Source organism: Aquimarina sp. MAR_2010_214 (assembly GCF_002846555.1).
Classification (GTDB): Bacteria; Bacteroidota; Bacteroidia; order Flavobacteriales; family Flavobacteriaceae; genus Aquimarina.
The window spans coordinates 961,619-986,928 of sequence record NZ_PJMS01000001.1 but is presented as its reverse complement, the minus strand read 5'-3'; the positions used below and the strand labels follow the sequence as shown (position 1 = coordinate 986,928).

The window sequence follows — 25,310 nt, the reverse complement described above, 5'->3', positions numbered from 1 at the left end:
GTTTAGAATGTATAATCAAACATACATCACTTTCTCTCTTTATATATTACAGATTTACAGGATTGCCAGGTAGGATGTGCAATGTAGCCCTGAAAAAAAGAATACCTTAAATCTGTAAAAAAGGTATCGTATGTAATCTGTTGTGCGTTTAGAAAAAACATTGTAAAAAAAGCGTCAGTTCGAGTGTTTTGTCTTAGTAAAATGAAGACAAAATGTATCGAGAATAGCTTTTTTGAATCAAAAATCCCAAATGCACAACAGGTATTATTTTTTTATTGTTCTGCGATATTCTGCTTTTTCTTCTGCAACTTTAAGTAGCTCTTTAGAACAACCTATTTCATACATATGCTTTGCGAGTTGATCACTTGCGTATTCGCCTTGTAATTCTTCTATACTAAGGTCAAAAACTTCTGCCAGTTTAGAGAGTTTCTTTTTATCAAAATCACGTATACCATTCTCCATTCTGCTTAGATTTGCAAAATCCATTTGTAATAGCCCTGCCAGTTGGGTTAGCGTAAGCCCTTTTGTTGTTCTAAGCATTTTGATATATTCTCCAAACGTTTCTTTCATTCATTTTGTCAATCTTTGACAAATTTACTCTTTTTTTTAATCCCATCATAATCATAGCTTTCATTTTTTGGGATATCGGTATTAAGAAACAGATCGTATATCCTGCACCTGTATACAATCTAATAATTTGTATACGGTTTTAAGATGCCCTATCATTCTTTTGTCTGCGCTATGTATTTCTACTTTACTTAATATTCCCAGAATCCCATCTTTATATACTTCTAGTTCTTTTTCTCCTGTAAGAGGGATTTTAATATACGTCTGGCACTTTTTTTGGTTGTTATCAATCATTGTTTACATATTTTCTTGACAATTATACATATAAAATTGACTATATGGAAATAAAATGAAGAATTTCTTCACATTAGTCATAATAATTCATATAATTAGACCGAATAAAATGAAATCCAAATGACAAAGCTAGGAGCTTATTTAAAAAGAAAAGCTGTGAATAAATCCCAAGTATCTAGGAGAACGGGCATAAGCAAACAAAGGATAAGCGAACTCTCGATCAATGAAAACACAAAACTTAGAGCAGACGAATTGTATCTAATTGCCTTAGCGATAGAAGTAGATGCCTGCGAACTGCTCGAACATGTTTGTGGAGATTTACAATTGAAAAAAGAAGGCAAATAATTGCACTATACTATATGACTATACAACAGATATTAAGAGAATGAAGATATTTAACTTTTTGAAAGGAAAAATCAAATTGGGATCTAAATCTGAAAAAGATAGTATTGAAATACTTTATAATTATCTTAATCAGAAACTACAAAACTCCTTAGATTATGAGGATTTATATAATTTGTATTACTCATTATTTTGTACGCTAGACATTCTACCTAAAAATCTACAATCTTTAAAGCTAACGAAAGAAGTTTTAGCTCTGACATTTGTGAAATTGGTATCGAAAAAAAATATTGTTCAACCCTCTATTGAAAACAATTCCCAACTAACCTATTTTAATGACGTTACAGATAAAAATCATTGGATAGAACAAATTAAAATATGCATGATAGCTGATAAATGGCCAAATACAGAAAGGGCACGAATATTACTCGAAACAAATTAATTATCAAATAAAAACGTTGTACTACACTATAGTATATGACTATACAACAGATATTAAAAAACATATGTAATATAATGGACATATATTCTTTATATTGTTGTTACCACACATTTAACAAAAAACTCTTGAAAAGACAGAAACCACTTTATTTGATTTTAATTCTGGCAATATTTTTTCAGAATTGCGCTTCATTTGACAATAGTATTTCAAATCCAAAAACTTTAACTAAAAACAACTTGGCTGATTTAAATGGCAAATATGAAATTATGTATTTGGAATTTGATAGTATTTCTAAAGCTTATAAAACTAAAAAATCAATCCATCGGAATTTCTTTACTTTAACTGACCTAAAATCTGGAAAAGAGAGGATTAAATTAGACAACCTAAAAAGCTACCATTTTGAACTGAATACAATAAGTCCAAAAAAAACACGAATTACTTATTTAGAAAACGGAAAAATATTTCAAGAAGTTGTTGTTAAAACCGAATTAAAAAAAGATGGATATTTATACTTGAAAAAGAAAAATTTAAAATTCATTGGTGTACCATATCTTTTTGGGAGATTTGACTTAACAAAAGCGAGATTGTCATTAGATAAAAAGAAAAATTTAATTTTAGATGTTTCTAATCTTTCATCTGGCGCTGCATTATTAGTGGTTTTTCTAAATTCAAAAACATATAAATATAGAGAGAAATTAAAAAGAGTGGAATAAAAACGTGTGGTAACACCGTATATAATTTATTGCTGCTTCTAGCCTACTTACAAAAATCCTCTCGGATTTTCTATTCGGTTTGTATTTGCTAAATTAGGTCTTTAAAACACGCAACAAACCATATACAATCACGTTAGTGATAATTCTCAAAAAATGAAAATACCGAAAATAAAAGGAATAATTGACAGACGAATCCTTATCAACTATCAAGTTGACAAAGAAGTCTTAGAAAATTATTTACCAAAGCCATTTAAACCCAAGCTTATTAATGGGAAAGGTATTGCAGGAATATGTTTAATTAGACTAAAAGAAATTAGACCAAAGGGATTACCAAAACAAATCGGAATCTCCTCTGAGAACGGAGCTCACAGGATTGCGGTTCAATGGAACGAAAACGGAAAGTTAAAAGAAGGAGTTTACATTCCGAGAAGGGATACTTCTTCTAAATTAAACTCCTTAGCTGGAGGAACTATTTTTCCGGGAGTTCATCATCTTGCTAAATTTACAGTTATTGAATCTGACGGGAATTATAATGTGGCATTTATTAGTGATGATGAAACCTCTTTATCAATTGAGGCAAATGAGACTGACAAATGGAATGAGGAAAGTGTATTTGAAAATCTAAATTGTGTCTCAGAGTTTTTCGAGAATGGCTCAGTTGGGTATTCTCCTGACAAAAATGACTTTGACGGATTAGAACTCAAGGCATATAACTGGAAAGTATCTATTTTAAATGTTAAGAAAGTTCATTCTAGCTTTTTTGAGAATGAAAATATTTTCCCAAAAGGTTCTGTGAAATTTGATAACGCTATTTTAATGAAAGATATTGAACACGAATGGATTGGGTTAGAAAAAATAAAAAACCACTAACACTATATATCTAACTATACAACAGCATATTAAAAACACATGGAGTATAAAGGACATATATTCTTTATATTGTTGTTCTAAGCCATTAGACCAAAATAATCTATAAATTTGGCTAACTCTTAAAAACCAAAAAAACATGGGCATCATTGCCAAACTATACGTAAACGGACAAGTATATAACGTACTCGAAAGTGAACAAGGTATTATACAAAGTAGTGATGAGACAGGGCGACCAACCTCCAGACCTTTTCATACTGGGCTAAAAGCAGCAATCGAATCTACAAAAGACACCTACTTTTTTGAAAAAGCTATACATCCTACACAGCAAATACAAGAAATTATTCTGGAATATAGTGATAGTATGCCGGGAAGAAGAACCCGAAGAATCAGGTTTGTCGATTGTTACGTAACCTTTGACAGTATACACTTTAAGGCAAATGATACAGACCCACTTACCGAAACCCTGTTGATCACTGCTGCAGGAATAGAAGACTCTCATTCACAAGGTAAATATACCACTCCAAGACAAGAAACAGAGTTTTTGAGTAACCAAGCACCTTTAACCACACAAGAAGAAGAAACAGAAAAGAAAAAAGTCATTGATTATTATATAACGGATTTGAATAATAAGAGGATAGATAAGATTTTAGCAGGTAATATAATTTTACTTAATATCCATAGTAAAAATATGACAGATGAATTATTTACCATCAAGTTAAGTAATAAAACAATAGATTTTAAATACAATGGAGAGGTTTTAACAGATGATACTCTAAGTAACTATAGAATAGGTAGTAATCACGAAAAAATAGAACTAGAAGTAATTAAACAGGAGGTATAAAATATGGGCAAGAATATTTTTAAATTAGAAGTAGCTGGAATAATAAAAACTGCAGAATTGGAGGTTTTAGATGACTACCCTATTATAAGGATAACCAAACAAAAAACAGGAAAAACAGGAAAACAAAAAATCATAGGTTCTTATAGTGGAGGACTTCAATATGTTGATATTGATTTATATAAAGCTATAGTTACCGATAATGAGGATGCTAGTTTTAAAATGGAATTTTCGGTTGCTCGTGATGCTGCCGCTGTTATACCAGGTAATGATAAAGGAAAAACAATGATTCTTTCAAATATGTCATTTGAGCCGAAAGAAGGTAAAATAAATCATTATTCAGGAAAGTATATGAGTGCTTATCCTAAAAAGAATGATACACCTGCAATAAAATTAATGCAAAGAGGTTCCGAGCAAATGCATGCACAAGCTAGACCTGATGGATTACTTTTGGATTATCGATTCCAAGAAGATATTGCAAGAGGTGTTATGATTCATGTAGGAGGCAGCTATGATAATGAAAATTATGGTCATTCTATCTCAGCCTCCGAGGGATGTTTTGGTATCATTAATGACAATAATTCACCAACTAATACTTCTGACAAACTAACAAAAAAAGTTATAAATACAATTTGGGAACGAGCAAAAAAAAGTAAAGCTCGCCCTAATCATATCAGAATAATAATAGAAAAAAGAGATGAAAAAATTATTCCAAATAATGTTGTTTTTACGAAAAAATAGTATTCTATTTATTTTATTAATTATTTCCTCTTGTAGTAGTCAATTTGATTTTAACGAAGTGGCTTCTGGTAAACTAATTCCTAAAAAAGAGAATATTGTTTATAATAGAGAATCAATTAAAAAAATTGGTAATAATATCATCTTTATAAAAAAAATAGAACGATACAATAAAGGTTTAGATTTATTAGAAGTTGATATTGCAAAGGCAGAAAGTATGTTAACTTACTCAAGAAAAGAGTTAGAGGATGATAGCGTTTTAATTGATTCTTATAAAATATCCAGAGATAGAACAAAAACAATTATAGAAAATGATTTTATTATCGATAATGGAGAAAAATATAAAATCATTTATAAGGTAAAAGATTCTATTTTATGCTTAAAGGAAAAGAATGTTTTACTATTAATAAAATCACGCAATTAAAACGGCTTAGAACAATCTATATAATTAATAGCTACCCTTACCCTATCGGGATAGCTACATAATAATATAGTAGGCATTGTACAACATTAAAAAATGCTAGAAAGTTTATTTGTTGAAAATAAGAAAGCGCCTAAAGAAACTTATGTCTACTATTCAAAGGTAAATAGGGTATTCTACCTTATATTTTACTTTTTGGTTTTGGAATTTATGTTTTTTTCTATCACAATTATTATTTAGGAATTGGAATGATTATTCTGTCCATTTATGGAATAAGAAGTTATTATAAATCTCCTAAAAATGAAAACCCTCGACTTATCCTTTCTGACGATGGCATTGTTTCTAACGGGAGTCAGGTAAGAAAATGGTCGGAAATAAAAAATGAAGATATAATTGTTAAACCTTCTTATTCAGGAAGATTTGGTGATTATTATCTAAGTTATGACCACAAAAATGGGAGTGAAAAAATATTTATAAACGAACTCGATATAAGTACACAAAAACTAAATTACCTTCTAAAGATATATAGAAAGAGGAGTGATAAAAATAGAAAACCACTAACACTATATATAACTATACAACAGCATATTAAAAAACACATGGAGTATAAAGGACATATATTCTTTACATTATTGTTGGCAGTAATTTGACACAACCCTTTGGTTATTTCTGCATCTAATAAATACAACATAAAAAAAGAATTATGAAAATAGGAAAAATTGGATTGGTAATAGTTTTAGGATTAATATTTCTTACAAGTTGTAATAGTGATGATGATGAACCAGAATTTGAATCAACTGCTTTAATTTCTGGATTTGATATGACTTTGTGTACTTGTTGTGGAGGTTGGATTATTGATATTGATGGAGAAGAATCTGAAAATCGCTTTTCTGAACTACCTCAAAATTCAGGTATTAATTTAGAAACTGTAGAATTTCCTATTTCTGTTAAACTGAACTGGACGAAATCGAATGAATATTGTGGGCAAGGTATTACTATTGAATCTCTTAAATTGATTGAATAAAAAAACTACTGCCAACAAAATATATAAAAAATAGCTTATTAAGCGCAAACCATCAAAGTTTGCGCTTTTTTAATACATTTAACAATCGGAAAGTATTGCTCTCGCTAGTGGCATTACTGCTTAGATAATTCAAATAGATACCTATCTCTATCTGTTTTTAAAACTGTATGTTAAAAATTAAGTAATGCCTTAGGAGGTTTTTTATACTCAATAATAATAGTTTGATACAAGATTGAATTTAAAAATAAGCATAAATGGAATACGAATTACCAGAAGAAAAAATTCCGATTTTTAATTCAAACTTTGAAAAAGGGAACGAATTAGCTGAAAGTTTGACGATAATCAAAGACCAGAGCAATTCTAAATTAGGGTTTTGGAATAAAAGAAAAGCTAAAAAAGCAATTAAACATTATACAGAATGCCTCAATTTAATACCAAATCATTGGCAAACAAATTGGTTGATTGCAAAGGTTTATCAAGCAATGTCTGAAAATAAAAAGGCTTTAGAGCATTTCGAAATAGCGGTTAGAATAGAAAAAACAAATCCTGACTTACCACGCGAAGCTTCAATTTCCGCAATGGATTTTGGCAACGTAAAATTAGCAGTCAAATATTCTGAAGAAGCAATCAATCGTGAACCAAATGACGCTGGGCTTTATTGTAATCATGCTGTGAACTTGATGGTATTAGGAAATGATGATGAAGCCATAACTTATATTGAAAAAGCAATGGAAATGGAATCTAATGATGAAATAAATAAGAATGCTCACTCTTTAATAAATGATGTCGTTTCTGGAAAAAGAAAAAGACCAAAATATAACGAACTAGGTTAAAAACACTAAACATAACAAAGTGTAATTTAAAAAACAAGAACACCTTAGGAGGTTTTTTTATCCTCAATAATAAGAGTTTGATACAAGATTAAATTTAAAAATAACCATACATGTGATATAAAGGATATATATCCTTTATATCATTGTTGGTAAAAATATTCGAGGGATATTCTTCAAAGTAATCTTTACCTAATCAGGCTCACTTTTTTTACAATTACACGTCAAAATTTGATTGAATTTAATGGCTAAGTTCTAAAAAGCATATTATTTACTACTATGTTTTTAAATTCCATCCAGGCAGTATTGGAAGCAAAGGCTATAGCTGCTACGGTTGCCATTTTACTGGTTGAATTTTTTATTTTTTCTAAGACTAAAAACCAATTCAGATAATTCTGAAGGTATTTTGTTGCCACTCCATTGAAGGGCTCCATAAATTTCCTTAGACGCATATCCATATTATTCACATTTTGTACGTGATATATTTTGTCAACAGCTCTTTGACCCTTCGAAGCATTAAATTTTTTGTGTGCTACCTTCTTGTCTTTTGCAAATGCAGTATAGCTTCTGTGACTGTCGCTACAAAGGGTTTCTACTTTAGCCAACTTCCCTTGTAATATAGTCTCCAAGTCACTTTTACTAATGCGACCTCTGGTAGCTACTTTGAAATCTTTGTTCCCTGATCGGTCACAACTGGCTATCACAGCTACTTTTTCATTACTGAGACCAGCTTTACTTGCCTTTGCGCCACGTTTTCTAGCAGGACGATCCAAATTTCGATTCCCTTTTTCAGAGTAAGCAAAGAAAAGATCATCACTCTCTAGGATTCCTTGGAATTCATCCACACTTACGCTCCCAAAGGAGACAAGTAATTTGTGCCTCCAATCAAAAGAAGTCTGAATAGAAATCCCTGTTTCTTTGGCACTCTTGCGAATACTATATCCAGAGAGTAAACAGAATAAATAACGATTAACTTTGTCTTTCTTCTTGAGGTTGTACCAGAACTTACCGGTAGTTTCACTAAAGTTTTTATGACAAGTATTACAAACATAGCGCTGTACTCCTTTGAGCTTACCATTAGCCTTAATTTTATTGCACTTACAATGAGGACAGCTTATGGCTTTACTCTGATTGCTATCAATCAGGGCTGAACCCTCAGTAGAGATCTCCAATAATGTGGAAACAATTTCTGATTGAACCAAAGCCGATGAACTAATGAAAAAATCTCTAAAATCTTCTGGTATCATTTCTCCGTTTTTATAAAGTAAAGATAAAACATATTCTAATTAGAACTTAGCCAATTTAATAAATGACGAGCAATATTCTTGACAAAAATTCTATAGAGAAATTATTCTCTACTTTTGAATCTGATAAAAAAAGAGCTTCTAATTTATGAGTACCACACAACCAACCAAGAATACAGTAAAAACAGTAGCGCATACATGTATCAGTAGCGCTGCATGGCGTTGGTCTCAGAAAGCAATTATATTGATCATTTTTTCTTTAGTAGCAAATCATTTAGCTGCGAGTGATAATTTTCTGGATAGTGAATCGTATAGATTTCCCATAGAAGGTTTTATGTCGACTATTGTTTTATCTATTCTCGTTGGAATCATAGCAGATCTTAATTTTAAATTTTACAAGAAAAAGCATTTCTCTAAAAAGGTAGAAATTGCTGCTATTGTAAGGTTTATGGCTTCTACTCTAGGATATATTACAATCATGTATATTCCTATAAATATTATTATAGATAAAGTTGTAGGCGGGCAGACAGTGTTCTATTATTTATTAATTGGTTTACTAATTACCTTATTGCTATGTTTTATTCTCATAGGTTTATTGTATGCTCAAGACCTATACAGTTTATATAAGTTATCTATAAGAGATGCTGAAATTACTATTGACAGCGGCACGAAAATGACGAAGCTTACCTATGAAAATATTGCGTGTTTTTACAGCGAAAACAAAATTGTGTATACTGTTCAAAATGATGGCACAACAATTAACACCGATTTTACATTAAATGAGCTCGAAGAAAAAATAAACGATCAATTGTTTTTTAGAGCCAATCGGCAAATTATCATTCACAAAGACACTGTAGACCTAATTGAAAAGATTGAAAATGGCAAGTTGCGTATTCGGTTAAAATCTTTCATTAAAAGGGATACGGTTGCTGAAATCAATATCAGTCGTTACAAGCGAAAAGCATTTATGGATTGGTTTCAATAAAAGATGCCAAAAATTACCGACTATTCAGTTATAAATTTCGACCACTCAGTAAAAATATGAGTGTTTAAAGGGGTTTTCAGGGATTTTGTTCATTATTTCGTTTAGAATTTAAAATCAAAAAACAATGAACAAAATCACCTTACGTCAAATATTAATCCCTTCAATTACCTTTGCAATCATATGCTTTTTATGGTTTGGACCAATTAATTTAAGTTTCCTTCCAAATATTATTGCTTCAATAGTAATCATTATAGCAAATTACATAGAATACAAAGGAAAAGCATTTTCAGAACTTGGGTTTCAACGCGAAAAATTTACAACCAAAAACATTTTTGTATTTGCTCCATTAGTTGCACTAGGGCTCTTTCTTTTTTATTTCTTTGCATTGGTTCCTGTAATTACAAAACTAACTGGAGTTCCTATAGATTATTCAAGTTTTGATGAATTAAAAGGAAATCTTCCTGCCTTATTAATCACTTTGCTAATAGTGTGGGCTACTGCTGGATTTGGAGAAGAAATAATCTTTCGCGGTTATTTTATGCGACAATTTGTAAAATTCTTTGGAGAAAGCAAAATCAGTATAGTGCTTAATATTGTCCTAGTTACTGGTTTTTTTGGCTTCATGCATTGGCAACAAGGCATTACAGGACAACTTGTTACTTGGATTACCGGAGCACTGATAGCGCTGATATTCTACTTGCGTAAATACGATTTGTGGTTTGTTATTGCTGTACATGGTTTTTTTAACACCATTGCTTTAATTTGTATTTACTTTGGTTTGGCGTAGCGATACTAATCAATTTTCAATTAAAAAGGCTTCTAAACTCTGGGAAGAAATTAAAAAAAGAAAACTGACTAAACCTGAAAAAAAAGCTTTTAAAAAAGGATTTAATATGGAAATCGAAGAATAAATAACTATTGCCAACAAAAGTTATAGCGCATTAAAACGGGCCATAGCCAAACCATTAGCATCAATTTATATGACGGATTTGGAAATTAAAAAAAATATAAGCGATAAGGCTATCGAATATGGAATACCCACTATTTATTCATTTTTATATGATGATTTATCTGATGATTTTAAGAATGAATTTGAAAGCTCCTTAAACATAACTGATTTCGGAATACCAATAGTTAAGTACGGACACCCTAATGGGAATTGGGTAATAATCGGAACAAAAAAACTTGCTATTAAAATGGAAGTATTAAATTTTATTCCAGCTGAGCAAATCAAAGGTTTTGAGGTTCCAAAAACGGAAAAGGAAAAAGCCAAACGAAATCAACCTGATCGAATGAATAGGAAGTTTGAATACGAAGTATTGACTTTAAACATTCATAGTTCAGAACCTATTAATATCTGGCTCAATAAGAGACTTGATTATTACGGTTTTTGGCATGTAATGATTCGGTTTTTAAAATTAAAAAATGATGATAACACCAAGTATGATGTCATAGCGGTTAAGTGATAACCCAAAGGTTCTTGTATATTTACTATGCACAAAGGTTTTATGGAGAGAAATTATAAAATCAGCGCAAAAAAAATCGATGGCTAGGTAATATTTTGCTCTGCTACGACACATACTTATAACCTTGGCTACAATTAAACACAATAATAGAAATATGAGCTTTTTCAAAAAAATATTTGGTTCAAAAGAAAATAAAGAATCCGAACGAGAAACTAAAAATGAGAATAACTTAGAGCCTTTTAAACAAGTTCCTTGGATGACAGATTTGAGACTCGAAAATATATCTATTTGTCTTGACTCTGGATTTAAACCAGCTAGCTCTTTACCAACAGAATTTGATCGAGAACTAAGACCTTCAATTGAAATCGCGCAAAGATTAAGCGCTATAAAAGCATTAGTTCTTTGGTTAATGGTTCCCCAAGACAATTTAGAAAGTGATAAAATTCTGACTTTCATAGACAAAAATAATCTTAAGGATTTTATGGACGAAGAAGAAAAAGAAATTCTCAATATATCAAGAGATGATGAACAAGCAAGAAATTCTATTGGATGGAAATTCGAAAATGCTTGGTCTTTAGCTTGGTTTTTTGGATATAAAGAGCCTGATATTACGGGACAAATGATGTCGGGAGATCAAATGCAAGATGTTTTGAAAAATTTTAGTTGTCCTATAGACGAAAGTGTAGAAGATTGGATTAAAGATAAAGAAACCCTGTCTGAAGAAAAGTTGATGCAAAAAGAAGATTTATTTTATTGCCTACATAATGCAGTAAGAAGTGCGCAATTGGGTAGTGAAACAGTTCCCAATGATTTTGATCCGATGGGAAATGGAGGTGTAATTCATGAACGAAGACATTCCTTGACCTGGATGTTATCTAAAGGTATAAGTTGGGAAGACACTGATTTAAGCACGTAAAATAATTATAGCCAACACCGTGTAAAATAATAAAGACTAAATGCCAAACCCCAAATTGGTGCATATAAATTTGACTATGCGTTAAATCCAAAAGTAAGTGCGTTTTAATTCCTTACGATATCGTATACAAGCTGTTGGCAATAACTCTTAAAAAGAGGTAAGAAAACAAAAACTTAATAAAACAATAAACAAATTCCTACATCCAAATTATGGAACATTGGTTGTATTTTGTGTGGTACTTTATGGGTGTCTCGTCCTAAAAAAAGTTTACATATTTATACTTAACCCTAAAATAGATTTACATCATTATCTATTTTTAATAGTATGTTAAAAAATAAGTAATGGCTTAGGAGGTTTTTATACTCAATAATAATAATTACATTTATCAAGTAAACACAACCCCATTCTTCAATTCTTACGAGTTGAAGAATGGGGTTGTTTGGTAAAAACAAATGGTGATTGTGGATTACCACAATCATTTTATCAATGAATCATGGATATTGTACCTCATAATATGAGTTTGATATAAGATTAAAAATAATAATACATGGAATATATAAGGACATATATCCTTTATTCTGTTGTTAATTGCAATCCCATCAAAACTAAAATATGAATATAGAAAGATTACACAGAATTTTACTAGACTTACAAGAAGAACTGGATAATATTAACCAAGCCAACTTAATACAGCAAGTAGAAATACATCTACAAAATCAAGTAAGTCAACCAAACCAGCCTTCTCACCAAACTAATCTTGTAAAATCACTTGAAAATTTATATCAAGCTCTTTCTAAATCTAAATACAATAAATATTCTCCAAGTTGGAAGCAAGTAATAGATGAAATTGCAGTTGATGATTTATTTGGAATTAAGCTTAAATCTAAAATAAAAAATATCTTATCTGCTAACGCTATTACTCCAGCAAAAGCACTTGCAGATATTAAAGAAATAAATAATGACTTCAAACAATTCAAAAGTGCAATAACCAATACTTTAAGTGGATTTGAAGAACTAGGAATTGAGGAAGAAATTCTTGAACCAGGACAATGCGAATTAGGTTATACTATCCCTCGTGAGTTCATTGACAATAAACTTTCTTCATTTAAAGATGAGATTAAGGAGTTAACCTTCATATTAAATCATATTTCAGAAGCTGTAGAAGGAGAGAAACAAGAATTCAAAATTAAAACTATTTCTTCAAGTGATTTTCTTCTATATGTTATAATCGGTCTACAAGTTGCAGATGTATTATCCAAAGCCACCGAAAGAATTCTTAATCATTATAAACAAATACTTGAAATTAAAGTTTTAAGAAACCAACTTAGTGAAAAAGGAGTTCCTGCCGCTAAGACTAAGTCTGTTGATTCATATGCTAACGGAATGATGGAATCTGAAATTAAAAAAATTGCAAAGGAAGTTCTTGACGAACACTATAAAAGCGACAATGGAAGAAAAAACGAACTTGAAAATGGCGTTGTATTTGCCCTCAATAAACTAGCTAATAGAATTGACAATGGGTTTAATGTAGAAATAAGAGTTGAACCTTTACCAAAACCAAAGAAAGACGAAGAGGTTACGGAGGAAAAACAAGCTGAAATTGATTTGGTGACTTCAATTCAGGAAAGTTCAGAAAAAATAGAATTCATAGAAACTGATGGTGAATCGATACTTAAATTGCCAGAAAATAGTGGAAATGAAAAATAAAGCCAGCAGTTAACAGTGGCTATAATTAATACGGGTTTCGATGCTTAAACCAAAGTTTAGAGCTTGTACTCAAGTCCGTCAAATCTTTTTGATTTGGCTTTATAAAGAAAAAGATAAATCAAAATACAAAAGTTTTGGCTAAGTGCTTAATCGAAAGTTCATCACTTTTAATTCCCGTACTAACCATAGCCGAGATGTTAGAGGCAATTAAATACCTAGAAGAAATATGAGTGGATATACAGTATTAGATCAGCTACAAATTGAGCCTCATATTACGTTCATTAGAATTGAACCTACAGACATTAATTTGACTCTAGGAGACGTTTTTAAATCTATGTCAAACCTTGCTTGGATTAGTGATTTTGATAAACAATATACAAGAGAATCATTTGAGGTTCGAGCTGTTGAAACCATTAATTATATAGCAAATAATATTATATCAAAATCAAACAGTGAAATAACAAAAGATACAGGAGAAATTGTCGTTTCGGAACTTTCCAGATTAGCAGTAATTAATGAAATGGGGTATCTAAACATCCCTTTAGCAGAACTTTTCAAAAGTCAAGCTGTCGGGAATGATGGATTTGATTTTTTTTCTAAAAATTTGAGGAAAATAATTTTATTTGGGGAAGCAAAATTCAATTCAAGAGATAATGCTTATGGAGCTTCTTTTGAGCAAATCGCAAGATTTGAAAATCAAAAACAAGATGTCTCAGACATAATAGAAATAAAGGAATTTTGTTGCGAAGAATCTTTAAACAATCATTCAAAAGGCAAAAAAGGTTTTATTGCTTCGTTCGCAAGTAAAGCAACTTCTACAGATCGCCTTATAAGGGGAATCAAGAACAATAATGACTACAAAAAGCTTATAGGTTTTGAAGAATTAATTTGTGTAGCGGTTAATGTATGAAAAATCTCATTTCAAATATTATTGAATCGAAAAACATCAATGGTGTGTTTTCATATGTTCTAGAAAACCTTTATAAAAATGGACCTGTTTCTACAACGGACATGGAAATTCTATCATATCTAAAATTATACAATCCAGAAGAATTCGAAATTTATCAGGATAGGGTTTTAAATTATATGGGAGTCTTTTATAAAAACATTGAACCTAAGACACTAAAGGAGGTTGTATTCAGGCAGTATAGAAAATATATAACTGATACATATGAATATACGTACACTCCTGTACAAGCAAACATTATAAAAGGTATTCAATCAAATAAATGCTTTAGCTTCTCTGCCCCTACCAGTACGGGTAAATCATTCGTTTTTATGAATTTGATTCAAAAAAATACAGAGGACATAGTTATTGTAGTGCCTTCTAGAGCTCTGATTAATGAATATTTTATTAAGCTCAACGAACTCATTGCAGATAAGTCAGTAAACATATTGACCTTTATTGATAAAATAAATACTAAACATTCAAATAGAAACGTTTTTATTGTTACTCCTGAAAGATGCAGAGAATTATTCAAATTCAAAAATTCGTATAATGTTGCCCTTTTTCTCTTTGATGAGGCGCAACTCAGTAACGAGGAATCGAAAAGAGGTTTGTATTTTGATAGTATTGTTAGACGAGCTCAAAAATCTTTCCCCGATGCATCATTTGTTTTTGCTCACCCGTTCGTAAAGAACCCCGAATCGCAGATTAAAAAGAACCACTTCCTACCTGAAACATCTGGTTCAATTCAATTCGAGCAAAAAAATGTTGGACAAATATTCTTATGTTCGAATGCTGAATGGAACTATTATCATTTTGGGATAGATAAATCGATAATGGGTAATCGAAAAATAAAATGCTCATTTGATCCTATAGAACAATCTATTCTAAATGGAGGAGCTGCATTATTCTATGTCACTAAAAGCAAAATATATAGCAATGAGTTTCGTTTTAGGTTTAAGAAATATATTGACTTATGTAACGAGATTGAAGATGAAAGAGTTGATATATATATAGAGCAACTAAAAGAATACACTGGTGGTGATTCAATCGCTGATAAGAATTATTATTCCCACTTGATTGCATTATTAAAAAGAGGCATTGTAATTCATCATGGATCGCTTCCGCTTCAAACTAGATCAATAATTGAGAATTTCACGCAAGAAGGATTATGTCGTATTTGTTTTGCCACTTCAACATTAGAACAAGGCATTAATATGCCGTTTGACGTTGTCTTTTTAGATCGTCTGGAGAGTAGTAAACCATTATCGGTTAAAAATTTAATTGGAAGAGCGGGTAGGTCATCAGTGCAACAAAAATTTGATTATGGTTACGTGATTGTTAGCTCTGCCGCTAAAATGTCCAGCTTCAGGAATATTATGAGCCAAGACGAAGAATTGGATGATGTTTCTTCTTTAGAAAAATCCGAACAAAAAGATGATGATTATAATGACTTTAAAGAGGCTATATTAAATGATACTTATTCTGATGAGTACAATCTAACAGAAAAAGACTTAGCTAAATTATCATCAGAATCAACAGAAGATGTAGTCATAAAAATTTTAAATTCTCTTTTCAGTGATGATGAAATAGTACCACTGAATAGACTAAATCGAGATACTAGAAATCGCCTACAACTTTATATATATTTCAGACATCTGTATTCAATATACTTAGGTCGTAACCTCGAAGATGGAGAAGGAAATGTTTTAGATACAGCAATTAAAATAATGCTCTGGAAAGTTCATGGGAAAACATTTAAAAATATTTGCTGGTACCGATACTCACATGTTAGTAAAACTAATGAAAGATCCAGATTAGAAAAAATAGGACAAAGTACTAATCACATTGAAGCTGAATTTTTGACTGGATATCATGACATACCTGATAAGAACCATAGAGTTTATAGTATATATCCTAAAGGATCAAAAGCATCATCTGTAGACTATGATCTTATAATGTATGATACCTATGATTACATTGATAAGCTGATAGGCTTTAAACTAAGTGATATATTCTATGCTTCGTTTATGAAATATTTTGAGAAATCACAGGACTTAAGATCTGAAAAGCTAGCTAAGTACATTAGATACGGAACTGATAATGAGAGACATATTTGGATGCTCAGATATGGGATGTCATTTGAAGATATAGAATTATTAGAACCACATATAGAGTCCATTGATTCTGAAGAAATAGTATTTAAAAATTCTATTTATTCAGTTCCAGAGGAATTGAGACTATCAATAGAAAGGTTTATAAATGAAAATTAAAAAGTATATCTCGTCCCAAAATAAGTTTACACAAAAGTGTACTATAATGGATAGATATTCAAAAACTTCTTCAACAAAATAACAAATCAACGCTCCCGCGCATAGCTTTACCTCACCCACGCACCACTTTTATCGACCATCGGTATACTGATAGCTTTCCGCGTATAGGTGTACTCCTTCCCCGCACTACTTTTATCGACCATCGGCATACCGGCAGCTTCCCCCGCAAGGATAAAACAAACCCCCGCAATAGAGTGATCCTTCCTCGCTGCGCGGAGATCTCTACCCTATGCGGGGGCTAGTAATAGTAACAGATTATCTGCGTTTGTATCGGCTAATATATCCCTTATAACGCTCGGGATCTTTTCTAAACGCATATTTACCCGTTTCGCGAAGCTCGTCTATAGCCTCCTTAAGGTGGGTATAGGCCCGATCCCGTATTTCTTTGGCTTTAGAGTTATCTAAGGTCGCCCCATTGGCTTTGGCCAATAGTTCTGCGAGGGCATCCGATTGTTGGGCTGCAATATCAAAGTTTCTAAGGTCATACTTTGCTTTTTCCAGCTCTACTATATTGGCTTTGCCCAATACACTAATATCCATCAAATCCTGGATCATATCGGCATCGCCTTCTCCATCGGCAATCGCACGTACACGAGCTAACAAATCCAAACGTTTGCGAAACGCAAACCGCAAATCGGCCAACAGGTCATTTCTAAATTCGTACGCTTTGGGAGACTCTTCTCTCCAGGCCTTGGCTGCTTCTTCCTGGCTATACCGTTCTTTCATCCAAACGGCCTGGGCATATCTACATGCCCCGGTTCGGGTAGGTAAATCTTCGGCATACGTCTGCCAATCTAATCCTCTGGTAAGTAAGGTTTCTTTATCCTCCTCTGCCCATACAAATAAGTTTTCGGCTTCTTGCATAAATACATCAACAGGAATTGTTGGTGATTTTACCTCTTCTTGTGGTAACGATTCTAACAGCACCAACTTGGTGTCATAATTTTCTTTAGACATTGTATAACATGTTTTGAAAACCCATTGTTTGCTTTATAATAACAATAGGTAATTAGTTAATAAATTATGTGCAATGATATACTATGCCAGTTTCATTTTTCGGAACTGTAAAAAATAGTAGTGATTAATTTTACCGTAGAAATCGAGAGGTTGCTTGGTAAAAAACAAATGGTAACTTTGGAAAACCACAATGCTTGTAAAATATATTATGGATATTGTTTGATATAAGATCAAATTTAAAAATAAGAATACATGTGATATATATCCTTTATACCATTGTTACCCAACATTTGAAAAAATCATTGGCATTGAAAAAAATAGAATCTAAATAAATGAATATCAGTTTTGACCTTGACAGTACACTAATCCCGAACGGAAAGGAATTTGAAACTGAAAATAGAAGTGGAATTGCTAAATTTTTTGGAATTGAAGAAATACGAAAAGGAACATCTGAGTTAATTTCTGATTTACAAAATCAAGGGCACAAAATCCATATCTATACTACATCATTTCGTAGCAAAAGAAAAATAAGACGGACTTTAAAATATTACGGAATAAAAGTCAGTCGAATTGTGAATGAAAAGGAAAATCGGAGAGTCTTAAAATCTCGGAATATTAACTCATCTAAATATCCAACAGCATTTGATTTTGACCTACATATTGACGATCTAAAAGGAGTAGGAATTGAGAGTGAAAGATATAATTTTAAAGCAATTATTGTTGAATCTACCGACAAAAACTGGATTGAAAAAATAAAAAGCGAAATAAAAAACGTTGAGTAATGTTCTGGAAAAGAAAGAAAAATAAATCAACTGAATTTAAATGCCCTGAATGCGGAAAGGTGCATTCGGAATGGCCTGCTTTAGCTTTTAGTTCACCCATTAATTATCACAATCTTTCCGACAATGAAAAATCCGAAATCGGAAAATTGAACACAGACTTTTGCGAAATTCATTACGAAGACCAAATTGACCGTTTCATAAGAGTAACTCTTACTCAAAAAGTAAATGACGCTTGTGAAACTCTGGAATATGGACTTTGGGTCTCATTAAGCGAAAAAAGTTATTTAGATTATAAAGAAAATTACAATAATCCGAATCACGAAACTGGGTATTTTGGTTGGTTATGTAGCAATGTTCCTGAATATGGAGATACATCTTCAATTCCTTGCGATGTAATGACAAAAAGCGGAAATGATAGACCTGAAATTTTTCTTCACGAAGATTTTGACCATCCATTTGTAAAAGATTATTACAACGGAATTTCAAAAAGTGATGCGGAAAATCGGATAAATGAAATGCTAAAAAATGTTGGGTAACAACACCTATGCGATAATGCGGATTAGGGTTTAATCGAAATGTTATTGTTCATTTGGTTTGTCGCCAAAGATTTAAATTTAGTATTTTAGAAAATATAAAAACAAAACATAAACTTTGGCTAAGTGTTAGCTCGAAAATCTATGATTTTTTGCTCCCGCACTACGCATGGCTAAATGTTACACACAATTATGAAAAAGGGAAACCTATCTATACATTTACAATCGCAGAATATATGCTAAAACAAATATCAATTTTCATATTATTAATCGTTAGTCAAACAAGTTTCGGACAAAACGAAGAACTCTTTAATCGACTTCGAGCAATTCATAATAGCGGAACCACATTTTATAATGTTGATGGCGTTGATTTTACTAACCAAAATATTTCTTCAGAATTCAACGAGAAAAATCTCAAAAAAGCGTATCGCAAATACAAAATCAAGAAGAAAGATTTAAAAAAAACCGATAAAGAACTGAATTTCGACAATTACAAAGTAATCAAACGTGAGGAATTTGAAGATGGTTTGGTTTCTGTTAGCATAAATTATTTCGTTAAAAACAAAGACAATCGCATTTCTGTTTTTTGGTTTGGCTATTACGACAAAAGCAATCCAGAATTTGAAAGGAAAATGATTGATTTAATTTTAAATGATGCTATTCCAAAAACTTGTTTCAGCTCAATAAAAACTGACAACATTAATTTTGCTGGACGAGATCTTGAATTAGGCGGTAATTGTAATTGGATGAACATTAATAATATACAATGTCCGTATTACGGACAAATGAATTGGTCTGTTCACAAAACAAAGATGAGTGCTGATTTATCAATCCAAAACCAATTAAAAGCTACTAAAATAAAGAATGGCGGAAAAGTAGTATCTGAAGAAGAAGTTGATATTATATTTGAGAACGTTCCTACAAAAGCCAAAAAAGCATCTTATGATTTTACGGGAGTAACTTCTCTTTTGGCTTCAATGTCGGGAGGAAAGAATTTAACAATTTACTACATTTCAGAAAAAGTAAGAGACAACTATGTAAGTTGTACTTTAAGTTTTTGGAATAATGATAATATAAACCCAAGCGGATTACCACCATTATTAGAGGAAGTGATGAAGATTTCGGGAAAATAACTGTGGGCTATAAAAAATAGCGCGAGTTATTGCTAACACAAAGGTTCGGCTTGTGTATAATTCAAAAATTATCGCTTTTTTACTGCGCTACTTTTCATATACAAGACTGTTGGTGACAATTTTTGAAGATAAAACGTAAAAAGACTAAAAGAAAATAAAGAATGAATAGACTATTTCAATTGACAGCTTTACTATTATTACTTTTAATAAGTTGCACGACCCCAAACAGCAAAACTGATGTGCTACGAAAAAAAATTGAGCAAATCGTATCTGAAAAAAATGCAGTAGTTGGAGTTTCAATAATCGGAAATAATGGAAAAGATACTCTTTCGCTATACGGAGATAAACGATTTCCAATGCAAAGTGTGTTCAAGTTCCATATTGCATTAGCCGTATTGTCAGAGGTTGATAAGGGGATATTGTCATTGGACCAAATAATAGAAATAGATAAAGATGAACTTTTGCCAAAAGACTTTTGGAGTCCACTTAGAGATGAAAACCCTAATGGAGGTAGCTTTACAATTAAAAAATTAATTCAATACACAGTTTCTCATAGCGACAATACAGCCTGTGATGTTTTAATACGACTTATCGGAACACCTAAAACGGTTGAAGAATACATAAAAAAGAGTGGTATAGAAGATATACAGATTACTTTCAATGAAGAAGAAATGCAAGCAAAGTGGGAAAATATGTTCCAAAATTGGACAACCCCGAATGCCGCAAGTGAGACACTTAAAATATTTTTTGAGAATAGTAATAACTTACTTTCAAAAAGCAGTTATGATTTTTTCTGGAAAACCAATAAAGAAACAACAACAGGAAAAGGCAGAATAAGAGGACAACTACCTAAGGAAACAATTGTTGCTCACAAGACAGGTTGGTCTGGTACAAATAAAGAAACTGGAATTACCGCTGCAGTAAACAATATTGGAATTGTCTTTTTGCCAGATGGGAAGTACTTTATCATCAGTGTTTTTGTAACAGATTCGCAAGAAAATTTTAAAACGAACGAGAAAATTATAGCGGATATTGCAAAAGCTACTTATGACTTTTACACTATACAAACGAAATAATACACTGCCACCAACAATGTGTAACCGTAATTACGGCGGATTCGACTACGTACGAACCCACTCTGAATTGCTAAGGCTAGTGTTTAAACCGAAAATAATCGCTAATTTAACCCGTAACTGACGGTTATACGAGACCCTTATTTATAATAAAATGAAGTTCAGAAATAAACGCAGATTACAAATCCTCAAACAATATATTATTGGATGGACTATTGCGTTCGTTTTTTTAAGTATTGTTCGGGGGGAAGGCACAAAAGAGTTGGGATCTGTTCAAATGGAAGTTTGGAAAGCGATCCTTGCTTCTTTTTTTATGGGACCCATTTTCGGAAGTATCTCTGGTATTGCTCAAATATTGACTGAAGAACACGGATATAAACAGATAGCATTTCAAAAGCTGTTGATTCTTCGGTTTCTATTTGCTATTCTATTTGTTGCTTCTATTATACTATTAGCATATTTCATTTTCAGTAAAGATATTGGGCTTCTTCAGTTTGCATTTGAGCCTGGTAGTTTCGCTATTTATTTATATGTAGTATCTATCGATATTTTCATGTTTGGTCTAAGGCAAGTAAATCTCTTTTTAGGAAGTGATAATTTATGGAAACTTTTTCGCGGCAGATTCTATACACCCCGAGAAGAAAAGAGAATTTTTATGTTTCTCGACCTTCAGTCCTCAACAATGCATGCCGAAAATTTAGGTCACGTTGAATACAGTAAAATGATTCAAGACTGCTTTATTGATTTAGGAATCTCTGTCGAAAACGAAGCGGAAATCTACCAATATGTTGGTGATGAAGTAATATTGACATGGAAGTTTCAGGACGGAATAAAAGGACAAAACTGTCTTAAAGTCTATTTCAATTTTAAACAGCGGTTGGATAAACGAAAGGAGCATTACCTACAGAATTATAATTGTATACCACATTTTAAAGCAGGAATGAATTCGGGTATTGTTACTGTGGCTGAGGTAGGTAAATACAAAAAAGAAATTGCATATCATGGAGATACTATAAACACAGCTGCAAGGATTCAAGGTCAATGCAATGAACTTAAGCAAGAGTTTTTGATTTCTGAGAGTTTAAAAAACGATTTGAATAATTTAGGTTTTGTTTTTTCTGAACTTGGCAGTATAGAACTCAAAGGAAAAGGAAGCCAAACACGTCTTTATGCAGTTAATCAAACAAAAAGTAAATAACACTATGTAATAATGCCTCGTTCTCAATAGAAGCTAGATAATATAAAAATGACAAAGGAATTATAATGATAAAAAACAAGAAACAATTTCGTATTAGTTTAACTATTCTAATATTGACAACTATTTGTTACATAAGCTTTCAGTACTACAGTAATTATAAGAAGAAAGAAAACTATAAACGGGTAATAGTCGCAGAATTAAAAAGTGGTCTTTGGTTTATTGAAGAGGTATTCAATAAAGATATTGATGTTTTAAAAAAGGAAATAGATTCTCATTTTCGTTCTTTTTTAGAAGGGGATTCTAATTTAAATGAACAGGAACTTTGGAGACTTAGAATAGAAATTAATAGTAGTTTTATGGGCTTGCAATCACCTAGTGAATATTTAAGAAACGAAAGTTGGAAATCATCAAAACAAAGCGGAATATTAGCTCAATTTTCTATACACGAACTAGAACAACTAAATTTAGCACATAGTAGGCGTAAAAAATTAATAGAAACTGAAAAAATATCACAAAAATTTGGTTTTATTTCTCCTTCTTTTAATACCACATTTAGTAGAGAAATTAGTAAGATAGAACTTGAGATTATCTATCGAAAGTACCAAAAAGTACTTTTAGATTATTCAAGTATAGCAAGAAGAACTAGTTTCGAATACTCTAATGCTATGAATATATTAGATCCTGAAAATAAATACCTTAAACATTTAGACTCCTTAAGATTGATACAAACTTCAGGAAATTAAAAAAACTATACACAACAAGGGTAACCGTTGCACAATTTATAATTTTGAATAAATCAATATTTTAAATGATTATAGAAATAATTTAGTGCTCTAAATCAATTGAATACAATTTTAAAAAAGAAAGTTTACAGCCCTTTTGATAATTTTTATAGTTGTGCAACAGCCACAATGTATAACCGCAATTACGGCGGATTCGAATACGTACGAATCCACTCAGAATTGCTAAGGCTAGTGTTTAATTAGAAAATAATAGCTAATTTAATCCATAACTGACGGTTATACGAGACCGTTGTGTTCCATAAGAACTAATTCCAAATGACAAAAGAGGAAGCTAAAAATACAGTACTTGATTTGATTGAAGAGGCAAAGGGTAAAACTCCGAATACACTTGAAACTGACTTGCCCGTATTTGAAGAATTCCCTGATGTTCCTTCTTGGCATGATTTCGAATATGAGATTTGGAAATTAGGAGAAGATATCAGGCAAATTTTGGCTGATCATAAAAGTCTAAGGAAGGAAAATTCAATAACTGAAAAAATTGTAGATTTCTGTTTGGACAAAAATGCAAAAAGAGGAAGAGAGTCATTTGTAATGCTACTATGGTATAAACACAATCAAAAATATGCAAACAGGTTAATAGGCTTGATTAATGACAAATATGTCTACGGTCATATCATTGAAGGACTGAATAAAATGCAAGTAAGTGGATTTGAGAAAGAAGTATTGCCTTTTGTTGATGATAAACGAACTTGGATTAAGAAGCAGGCAAAGAAATATTTAGAAAAATACGGCACACAATAAGGTTATAGTGCATACTCTTCGGGATACGCACCATACACTCAACATTATCTGCATCAACAAAATCAGAATTTAGAACAAAGATGGAAGCGAAAAAAATATTTATAATAATTGGCATAATAATACTTATAGTTATTGGCTTTTTTTATGCCTATCTCAAGGCACTTGGTTCTGCGTGGGTTACTAACAAGCCTGATAAAAGACCTTTTTTTGTAACTACTAAACCTATAATCATTAAAAATATACTGCTACCAGAAGGAACGAAAATCATATATAACAAAAAATACTTTTGGGAAAAATATGAGCAGAAAGAATTACTCAATGAGAAGGATATTACAAGTGTTTTTTTAAAGGAAGGGACAACAATAAACTGGGGAGGAGTTCCAATCACTTCAATTGTTAAGTTTTTTAATTCGGAAATGAAAGGGTTTTCTGTTTATCCAGATTTCGATAAATTAAATGAAAATAAAAAAACTCAATTCTCTAATCTATGGCTAAGTTGTAATACTGATTTGGGAATAACTGTAGAAAACACAAATGATTGGTCTTTTAACAAAACAAATATTTTGGATGTTGAATCTTGTGGTGTGAATAACCAAAGGTATTTTAAGGAAGATAAAAATCAACAAAGGTTTCTAGATGATTTGTACAATGAATTGATGATAATTAAAGATTAAAACTTATAATGCTAACAGGAAACAAAGGATATAAAACTGTTAGCTGTAATTTACAGAAATCAAAAAATATTTAAAGAAGGTGCTTGAAAAAAAACTAATTTCATTATTAATAAATTGTCCTGAAATATTAGAGACTCTTGATGCTTGTAATCAATACGGTTTGAAAGATTATTATATCGCTGGCGGAGTAATAACCCAGGTAATTTGGAATAATTTAAACGGAGAATCAGCTCTTAAGAATGTAAAAGATTTTGACATTGTATACTTCTCAGCTAACGAAGAAAGAGGGCAATCAAAAGTTCATCAATCTGAAATAGGTAAATTAGTAAATCACAAATTCCCTCTGGATATAATTAATCAAGCATATGTTCACGAATGGTATCCTGAAAAATTTGGAAATAAAATAAACCCTTTTAATAATACTGAAGACGGAATACAAACTTGGCTTTCTTCATTTGCAATTGGAATTAGGAAATCAAAAACCTATGAAATATACTCTCCATACGGATTAGAAGATGCTTTTAATATGAAAGTCAAACCCAATAAAAGAACTATGAATAAAGACAATTATATTAAAATGACTACAAGTTTTAAAAAAAGGTGGAACACTATTCGAATAGAACCTTGGGAATAAAAAGCAACAAGAATAGAAACTAATTTAGTGTAAACACCTAATCTTTAACTTGTGTAAACTATGTATCTTAACGAACATGTGTAAAAACGAAAAAAAACAATCTAAT

Annotated in this window: 30 protein-coding genes; 26 read left to right on the top strand and 4 right to left on the bottom strand. The window is 31.4% G+C overall.

Going from position 1 to position 25,310, the window contains the following annotated elements:
• Positions 1-264: 264 nt before the first annotated feature.
• Complete coding sequence (locus ATE84_RS04355) at positions 265-570, bottom strand: helix-turn-helix domain-containing protein (protein ID WP_101446110.1); 306 nt, start codon at positions 568-570, stop codon at positions 265-267.
• Positions 571-651: 81 nt separating this feature from the next.
• Complete coding sequence (locus ATE84_RS04350; RefSeq protein ID WP_101446108.1) at positions 652-861, bottom strand: hypothetical protein; 210 nt, start codon at positions 859-861, stop codon at positions 652-654.
• Between the two features lie 120 nt (positions 862-981).
• On the opposite strand from ATE84_RS04350, the gene ATE84_RS04345 reads away from it, so the two are divergent.
• From ATE84_RS04345 to ATE84_RS04300, 10 genes are all read left to right on the top strand, one after another.
• A complete protein-coding gene (locus ATE84_RS04345) occupies positions 982-1,206 on the top strand; it encodes a helix-turn-helix transcriptional regulator (protein WP_101446106.1) in 225 nt (74 codons plus the stop codon).
• Between the two features lie 40 nt (positions 1,207-1,246).
• Entirely contained in the window at positions 1,247-1,645 is a 399-nt protein-coding gene (locus tag ATE84_RS04340; RefSeq protein ID WP_101446104.1) for a hypothetical protein, read from the top strand.
• Positions 1,646-1,770: 125 nt separating this feature from the next.
• Positions 1,771-2,358 (top strand): hypothetical protein, encoded by a 588-nt coding sequence (locus ATE84_RS04335; protein ID WP_143273571.1) that lies wholly within the window; start codon positions 1,771-1,773, stop codon positions 2,356-2,358.
• A gap of 153 nt (positions 2,359-2,511) precedes the next feature.
• Positions 2,512-3,228 carry a DUF2071 domain-containing protein gene (locus ATE84_RS04330; protein WP_101446101.1) on the top strand — a complete coding sequence of 239 codons (717 nt, stop codon included), beginning with the start codon at positions 2,512-2,514 and terminating at the stop codon, positions 3,226-3,228.
• Between the two features lie 136 nt (positions 3,229-3,364).
• On the top strand, positions 3,365-4,069 hold the full coding sequence (gene tssD, locus ATE84_RS04325; RefSeq protein WP_101446099.1) for a type VI secretion system tube protein TssD: 705 nt from the start codon (positions 3,365-3,367) through the stop codon (positions 4,067-4,069).
• 3 nt (positions 4,070-4,072) lie between these two features.
• Complete coding sequence (locus ATE84_RS04320) at positions 4,073-4,807, top strand: hypothetical protein (protein ID WP_101446097.1); 735 nt, start codon at positions 4,073-4,075, stop codon at positions 4,805-4,807.
• Positions 4,764-5,228, top strand: coding sequence for a hypothetical protein (locus tag ATE84_RS04315; RefSeq protein ID WP_143273570.1), 465 nt, complete (start codon positions 4,764-4,766; stop codon positions 5,226-5,228). Before ATE84_RS04320 ends, ATE84_RS04315 begins: the two co-directional genes overlap by 44 nt.
• Before the next feature lie 245 nt (positions 5,229-5,473).
• A complete protein-coding gene (locus ATE84_RS04310; protein WP_101446094.1) occupies positions 5,474-5,875 on the top strand; it encodes a hypothetical protein in 402 nt (133 codons plus the stop codon).
• A gap of 53 nt (positions 5,876-5,928) precedes the next feature.
• The gene (locus ATE84_RS04305; protein WP_101446092.1) at positions 5,929-6,249 is read left to right on the top strand and encodes a hypothetical protein; all 321 of its coding nucleotides are present in this window, start codon (positions 5,929-5,931) and stop codon (positions 6,247-6,249) included.
• 254 nt (positions 6,250-6,503) lie between these two features.
• On the top strand, positions 6,504-7,082 hold the full coding sequence (locus tag ATE84_RS04300; RefSeq protein ID WP_101446091.1) for a tetratricopeptide repeat protein: 579 nt from the start codon (positions 6,504-6,506) through the stop codon (positions 7,080-7,082).
• 245 nt (positions 7,083-7,327) lie between these two features.
• Here ATE84_RS04300 and ATE84_RS04295 read toward each other — a convergent pair whose 3' ends face one another.
• The gene (locus ATE84_RS04295; protein ID WP_101444842.1) at positions 7,328-8,326 is read right to left on the bottom strand and encodes an IS1595 family transposase; all 999 of its coding nucleotides are present in this window, start codon (positions 8,324-8,326) and stop codon (positions 7,328-7,330) included.
• A 145-nt stretch (positions 8,327-8,471) separates the two neighbouring features.
• Between ATE84_RS04295 and ATE84_RS04290 the strand changes: the two genes are divergently transcribed.
• The 7 genes from ATE84_RS04290 (at position 8,472) to ATE84_RS04260 (ending at position 16,616) form a co-directional block, all read left to right on the top strand.
• Positions 8,472-9,308 (top strand): LytTR family DNA-binding domain-containing protein, encoded by an 837-nt coding sequence (locus ATE84_RS04290; RefSeq protein ID WP_101446089.1) that lies wholly within the window; start codon positions 8,472-8,474, stop codon positions 9,306-9,308.
• Between the two features lie 124 nt (positions 9,309-9,432).
• Complete coding sequence (locus tag ATE84_RS04285; RefSeq protein WP_101446088.1) at positions 9,433-10,095, top strand: CPBP family intramembrane glutamic endopeptidase; 663 nt, start codon at positions 9,433-9,435, stop codon at positions 10,093-10,095.
• 193 nt (positions 10,096-10,288) lie between these two features.
• Positions 10,289-10,774 (top strand): hypothetical protein, encoded by a 486-nt coding sequence (locus ATE84_RS04280; RefSeq protein WP_101446087.1) that lies wholly within the window; start codon positions 10,289-10,291, stop codon positions 10,772-10,774.
• A gap of 154 nt (positions 10,775-10,928) precedes the next feature.
• A complete protein-coding gene (locus ATE84_RS04275) occupies positions 10,929-11,690 on the top strand; it encodes a DUF4272 domain-containing protein (protein ID WP_101446086.1) in 762 nt (253 codons plus the stop codon).
• Positions 11,691-12,302: 612 nt separating this feature from the next.
• The gene (locus ATE84_RS04270; protein WP_101446085.1) at positions 12,303-13,397 is read left to right on the top strand and encodes a hypothetical protein; all 1,095 of its coding nucleotides are present in this window, start codon (positions 12,303-12,305) and stop codon (positions 13,395-13,397) included.
• 226 nt (positions 13,398-13,623) lie between these two features.
• The gene (locus ATE84_RS04265; RefSeq protein WP_101446083.1) at positions 13,624-14,307 is read left to right on the top strand and encodes a hypothetical protein; all 684 of its coding nucleotides are present in this window, start codon (positions 13,624-13,626) and stop codon (positions 14,305-14,307) included.
• Entirely contained in the window at positions 14,304-16,616 is a 2,313-nt protein-coding gene (locus ATE84_RS04260; RefSeq protein ID WP_101446081.1) for a DEAD/DEAH box helicase, read from the top strand. Before ATE84_RS04265 ends, ATE84_RS04260 begins: the two co-directional genes overlap by 4 nt.
• 315 nt (positions 16,617-16,931) lie before the next feature.
• On the opposite strand, the gene ATE84_RS04255 is transcribed toward ATE84_RS04260, so the two are convergent.
• Positions 16,932-17,603, bottom strand: a complete 672-nt coding sequence (locus ATE84_RS04255; protein ID WP_143273569.1) for a hypothetical protein — start codon at positions 17,601-17,603, stop codon at positions 16,932-16,934.
• A gap of 362 nt (positions 17,604-17,965) precedes the next feature.
• Here ATE84_RS04255 and ATE84_RS04250 point away from each other — a divergent pair, with 362 nt between their 5' ends.
• The 9 genes from ATE84_RS04250 to ATE84_RS04210 all read left to right on the top strand — a co-directional run bounded on the left by ATE84_RS04250 (position 17,966) and on the right by ATE84_RS04210 (position 25,204).
• Entirely contained in the window at positions 17,966-18,415 is a 450-nt protein-coding gene (locus ATE84_RS04250; RefSeq protein WP_101446077.1) for a hypothetical protein, read from the top strand.
• Positions 18,415-18,951 carry a DUF2199 domain-containing protein gene (locus ATE84_RS04245; RefSeq protein WP_101446076.1) on the top strand — a complete coding sequence of 179 codons (537 nt, stop codon included), beginning with the start codon at positions 18,415-18,417 and terminating at the stop codon, positions 18,949-18,951. The genes ATE84_RS04250 and ATE84_RS04245 overlap by 1 nt, the downstream gene beginning before the upstream one ends.
• 233 nt (positions 18,952-19,184) lie before the next feature.
• On the top strand, positions 19,185-20,081 hold the full coding sequence (locus ATE84_RS04240; protein WP_143273568.1) for a hypothetical protein: 897 nt from the start codon (positions 19,185-19,187) through the stop codon (positions 20,079-20,081).
• 161 nt (positions 20,082-20,242) lie between these two features.
• Complete coding sequence (gene bla / locus ATE84_RS04235) at positions 20,243-21,157, top strand: class A beta-lactamase, subclass A2 (RefSeq protein ID WP_101446072.1); 915 nt, start codon at positions 20,243-20,245, stop codon at positions 21,155-21,157.
• 151 nt (positions 21,158-21,308) lie between these two features.
• A complete protein-coding gene (locus ATE84_RS04230) occupies positions 21,309-22,352 on the top strand; it encodes an adenylate/guanylate cyclase domain-containing protein (RefSeq protein WP_101446071.1) in 1,044 nt (347 codons plus the stop codon).
• 113 nt (positions 22,353-22,465) lie between these two features.
• Complete coding sequence (locus ATE84_RS04225; protein ID WP_143273567.1) at positions 22,466-23,095, top strand: hypothetical protein; 630 nt, start codon at positions 22,466-22,468, stop codon at positions 23,093-23,095.
• 315 nt (positions 23,096-23,410) lie between these two features.
• The gene (locus ATE84_RS04220; protein ID WP_101446067.1) at positions 23,411-23,896 is read left to right on the top strand and encodes a hypothetical protein; all 486 of its coding nucleotides are present in this window, start codon (positions 23,411-23,413) and stop codon (positions 23,894-23,896) included.
• An 80-nt stretch (positions 23,897-23,976) separates the two neighbouring features.
• Positions 23,977-24,570 carry a hypothetical protein gene (locus tag ATE84_RS04215; protein ID WP_101446065.1) on the top strand — a complete coding sequence of 198 codons (594 nt, stop codon included), beginning with the start codon at positions 23,977-23,979 and terminating at the stop codon, positions 24,568-24,570.
• A 79-nt stretch (positions 24,571-24,649) separates the two neighbouring features.
• Entirely contained in the window at positions 24,650-25,204 is a 555-nt protein-coding gene (locus ATE84_RS04210; protein WP_101446063.1) for a nucleotidyltransferase family protein, read from the top strand.
• Positions 25,205-25,310: the final 106 nt, after the last annotated feature.

What these genes read in the sequence shown, in the direction of transcription:
- ATE84_RS04340 (WP_101446104.1), top strand. Translation starts at nt 1,247, where the DNA reads ATGAAGATATTTAACTTTTTGAAAGGAAAAATCAAATTGGGATCTAAA.
- ATE84_RS04355 (WP_101446110.1), bottom strand. Translation starts at nt 570, where the DNA reads ATGAAAGAAACGTTTGGAGAATATATCAAAATGCTTAGAACAACAAAA.
- ATE84_RS04350 (WP_101446108.1), bottom strand. Translation starts at nt 861, where the DNA reads ATGATTGATAACAACCAAAAAAAGTGCCAGACGTATATTAAAATCCCT.
- tssD (WP_101446099.1), top strand. Translation starts at nt 3,365, where the DNA reads ATGGGCATCATTGCCAAACTATACGTAAACGGACAAGTATATAACGTA.
- ATE84_RS04215 (WP_101446065.1), top strand. Translation starts at nt 23,977, where the DNA reads ATGGAAGCGAAAAAAATATTTATAATAATTGGCATAATAATACTTATA.
- ATE84_RS04250 (WP_101446077.1), top strand. Translation starts at nt 17,966, where the DNA reads ATGAATATCAGTTTTGACCTTGACAGTACACTAATCCCGAACGGAAAG.
- ATE84_RS04260 (WP_101446081.1), top strand. Translation starts at nt 14,304, where the DNA reads ATGAAAAATCTCATTTCAAATATTATTGAATCGAAAAACATCAATGGT.
- ATE84_RS04300 (WP_101446091.1), top strand. Translation starts at nt 6,504, where the DNA reads ATGGAATACGAATTACCAGAAGAAAAAATTCCGATTTTTAATTCAAAC.
- ATE84_RS04330 (WP_101446101.1), top strand. Translation starts at nt 2,512, where the DNA reads ATGAAAATACCGAAAATAAAAGGAATAATTGACAGACGAATCCTTATC.
- ATE84_RS04230 (WP_101446071.1), top strand. Translation starts at nt 21,309, where the DNA reads ATGAAGTTCAGAAATAAACGCAGATTACAAATCCTCAAACAATATATT.
- ATE84_RS04295 (WP_101444842.1), bottom strand. Translation starts at nt 8,326, where the DNA reads ATGATACCAGAAGATTTTAGAGATTTTTTCATTAGTTCATCGGCTTTG.
- ATE84_RS04345 (WP_101446106.1), top strand. Translation starts at nt 982, where the DNA reads ATGACAAAGCTAGGAGCTTATTTAAAAAGAAAAGCTGTGAATAAATCC.
- ATE84_RS04305 (WP_101446092.1), top strand. Translation starts at nt 5,929, where the DNA reads ATGAAAATAGGAAAAATTGGATTGGTAATAGTTTTAGGATTAATATTT.
- ATE84_RS04245 (WP_101446076.1), top strand. Translation starts at nt 18,415, where the DNA reads ATGTTCTGGAAAAGAAAGAAAAATAAATCAACTGAATTTAAATGCCCT.
- ATE84_RS04270 (WP_101446085.1), top strand. Translation starts at nt 12,303, where the DNA reads ATGAATATAGAAAGATTACACAGAATTTTACTAGACTTACAAGAAGAA.
- ATE84_RS04310 (WP_101446094.1), top strand. Translation starts at nt 5,474, where the DNA reads ATGATTATTCTGTCCATTTATGGAATAAGAAGTTATTATAAATCTCCT.
- ATE84_RS04315 (WP_143273570.1), top strand. Translation starts at nt 4,764, where the DNA reads ATGAAAAAATTATTCCAAATAATGTTGTTTTTACGAAAAAATAGTATT.
- ATE84_RS04275 (WP_101446086.1), top strand. Translation starts at nt 10,929, where the DNA reads ATGAGCTTTTTCAAAAAAATATTTGGTTCAAAAGAAAATAAAGAATCC.
- ATE84_RS04240 (WP_143273568.1), top strand. Translation starts at nt 19,185, where the DNA reads ATGCTAAAACAAATATCAATTTTCATATTATTAATCGTTAGTCAAACA.
- bla (WP_101446072.1), top strand. Translation starts at nt 20,243, where the DNA reads ATGAATAGACTATTTCAATTGACAGCTTTACTATTATTACTTTTAATA.
- ATE84_RS04320 (WP_101446097.1), top strand. Translation starts at nt 4,073, where the DNA reads ATGGGCAAGAATATTTTTAAATTAGAAGTAGCTGGAATAATAAAAACT.
- ATE84_RS04285 (WP_101446088.1), top strand. Translation starts at nt 9,433, where the DNA reads ATGAACAAAATCACCTTACGTCAAATATTAATCCCTTCAATTACCTTT.
- ATE84_RS04265 (WP_101446083.1), top strand. Translation starts at nt 13,624, where the DNA reads ATGAGTGGATATACAGTATTAGATCAGCTACAAATTGAGCCTCATATT.
- ATE84_RS04280 (WP_101446087.1), top strand. Translation starts at nt 10,289, where the DNA reads ATGACGGATTTGGAAATTAAAAAAAATATAAGCGATAAGGCTATCGAA.
- ATE84_RS04220 (WP_101446067.1), top strand. Translation starts at nt 23,411, where the DNA reads ATGACAAAAGAGGAAGCTAAAAATACAGTACTTGATTTGATTGAAGAG.
- ATE84_RS04290 (WP_101446089.1), top strand. Translation starts at nt 8,472, where the DNA reads ATGAGTACCACACAACCAACCAAGAATACAGTAAAAACAGTAGCGCAT.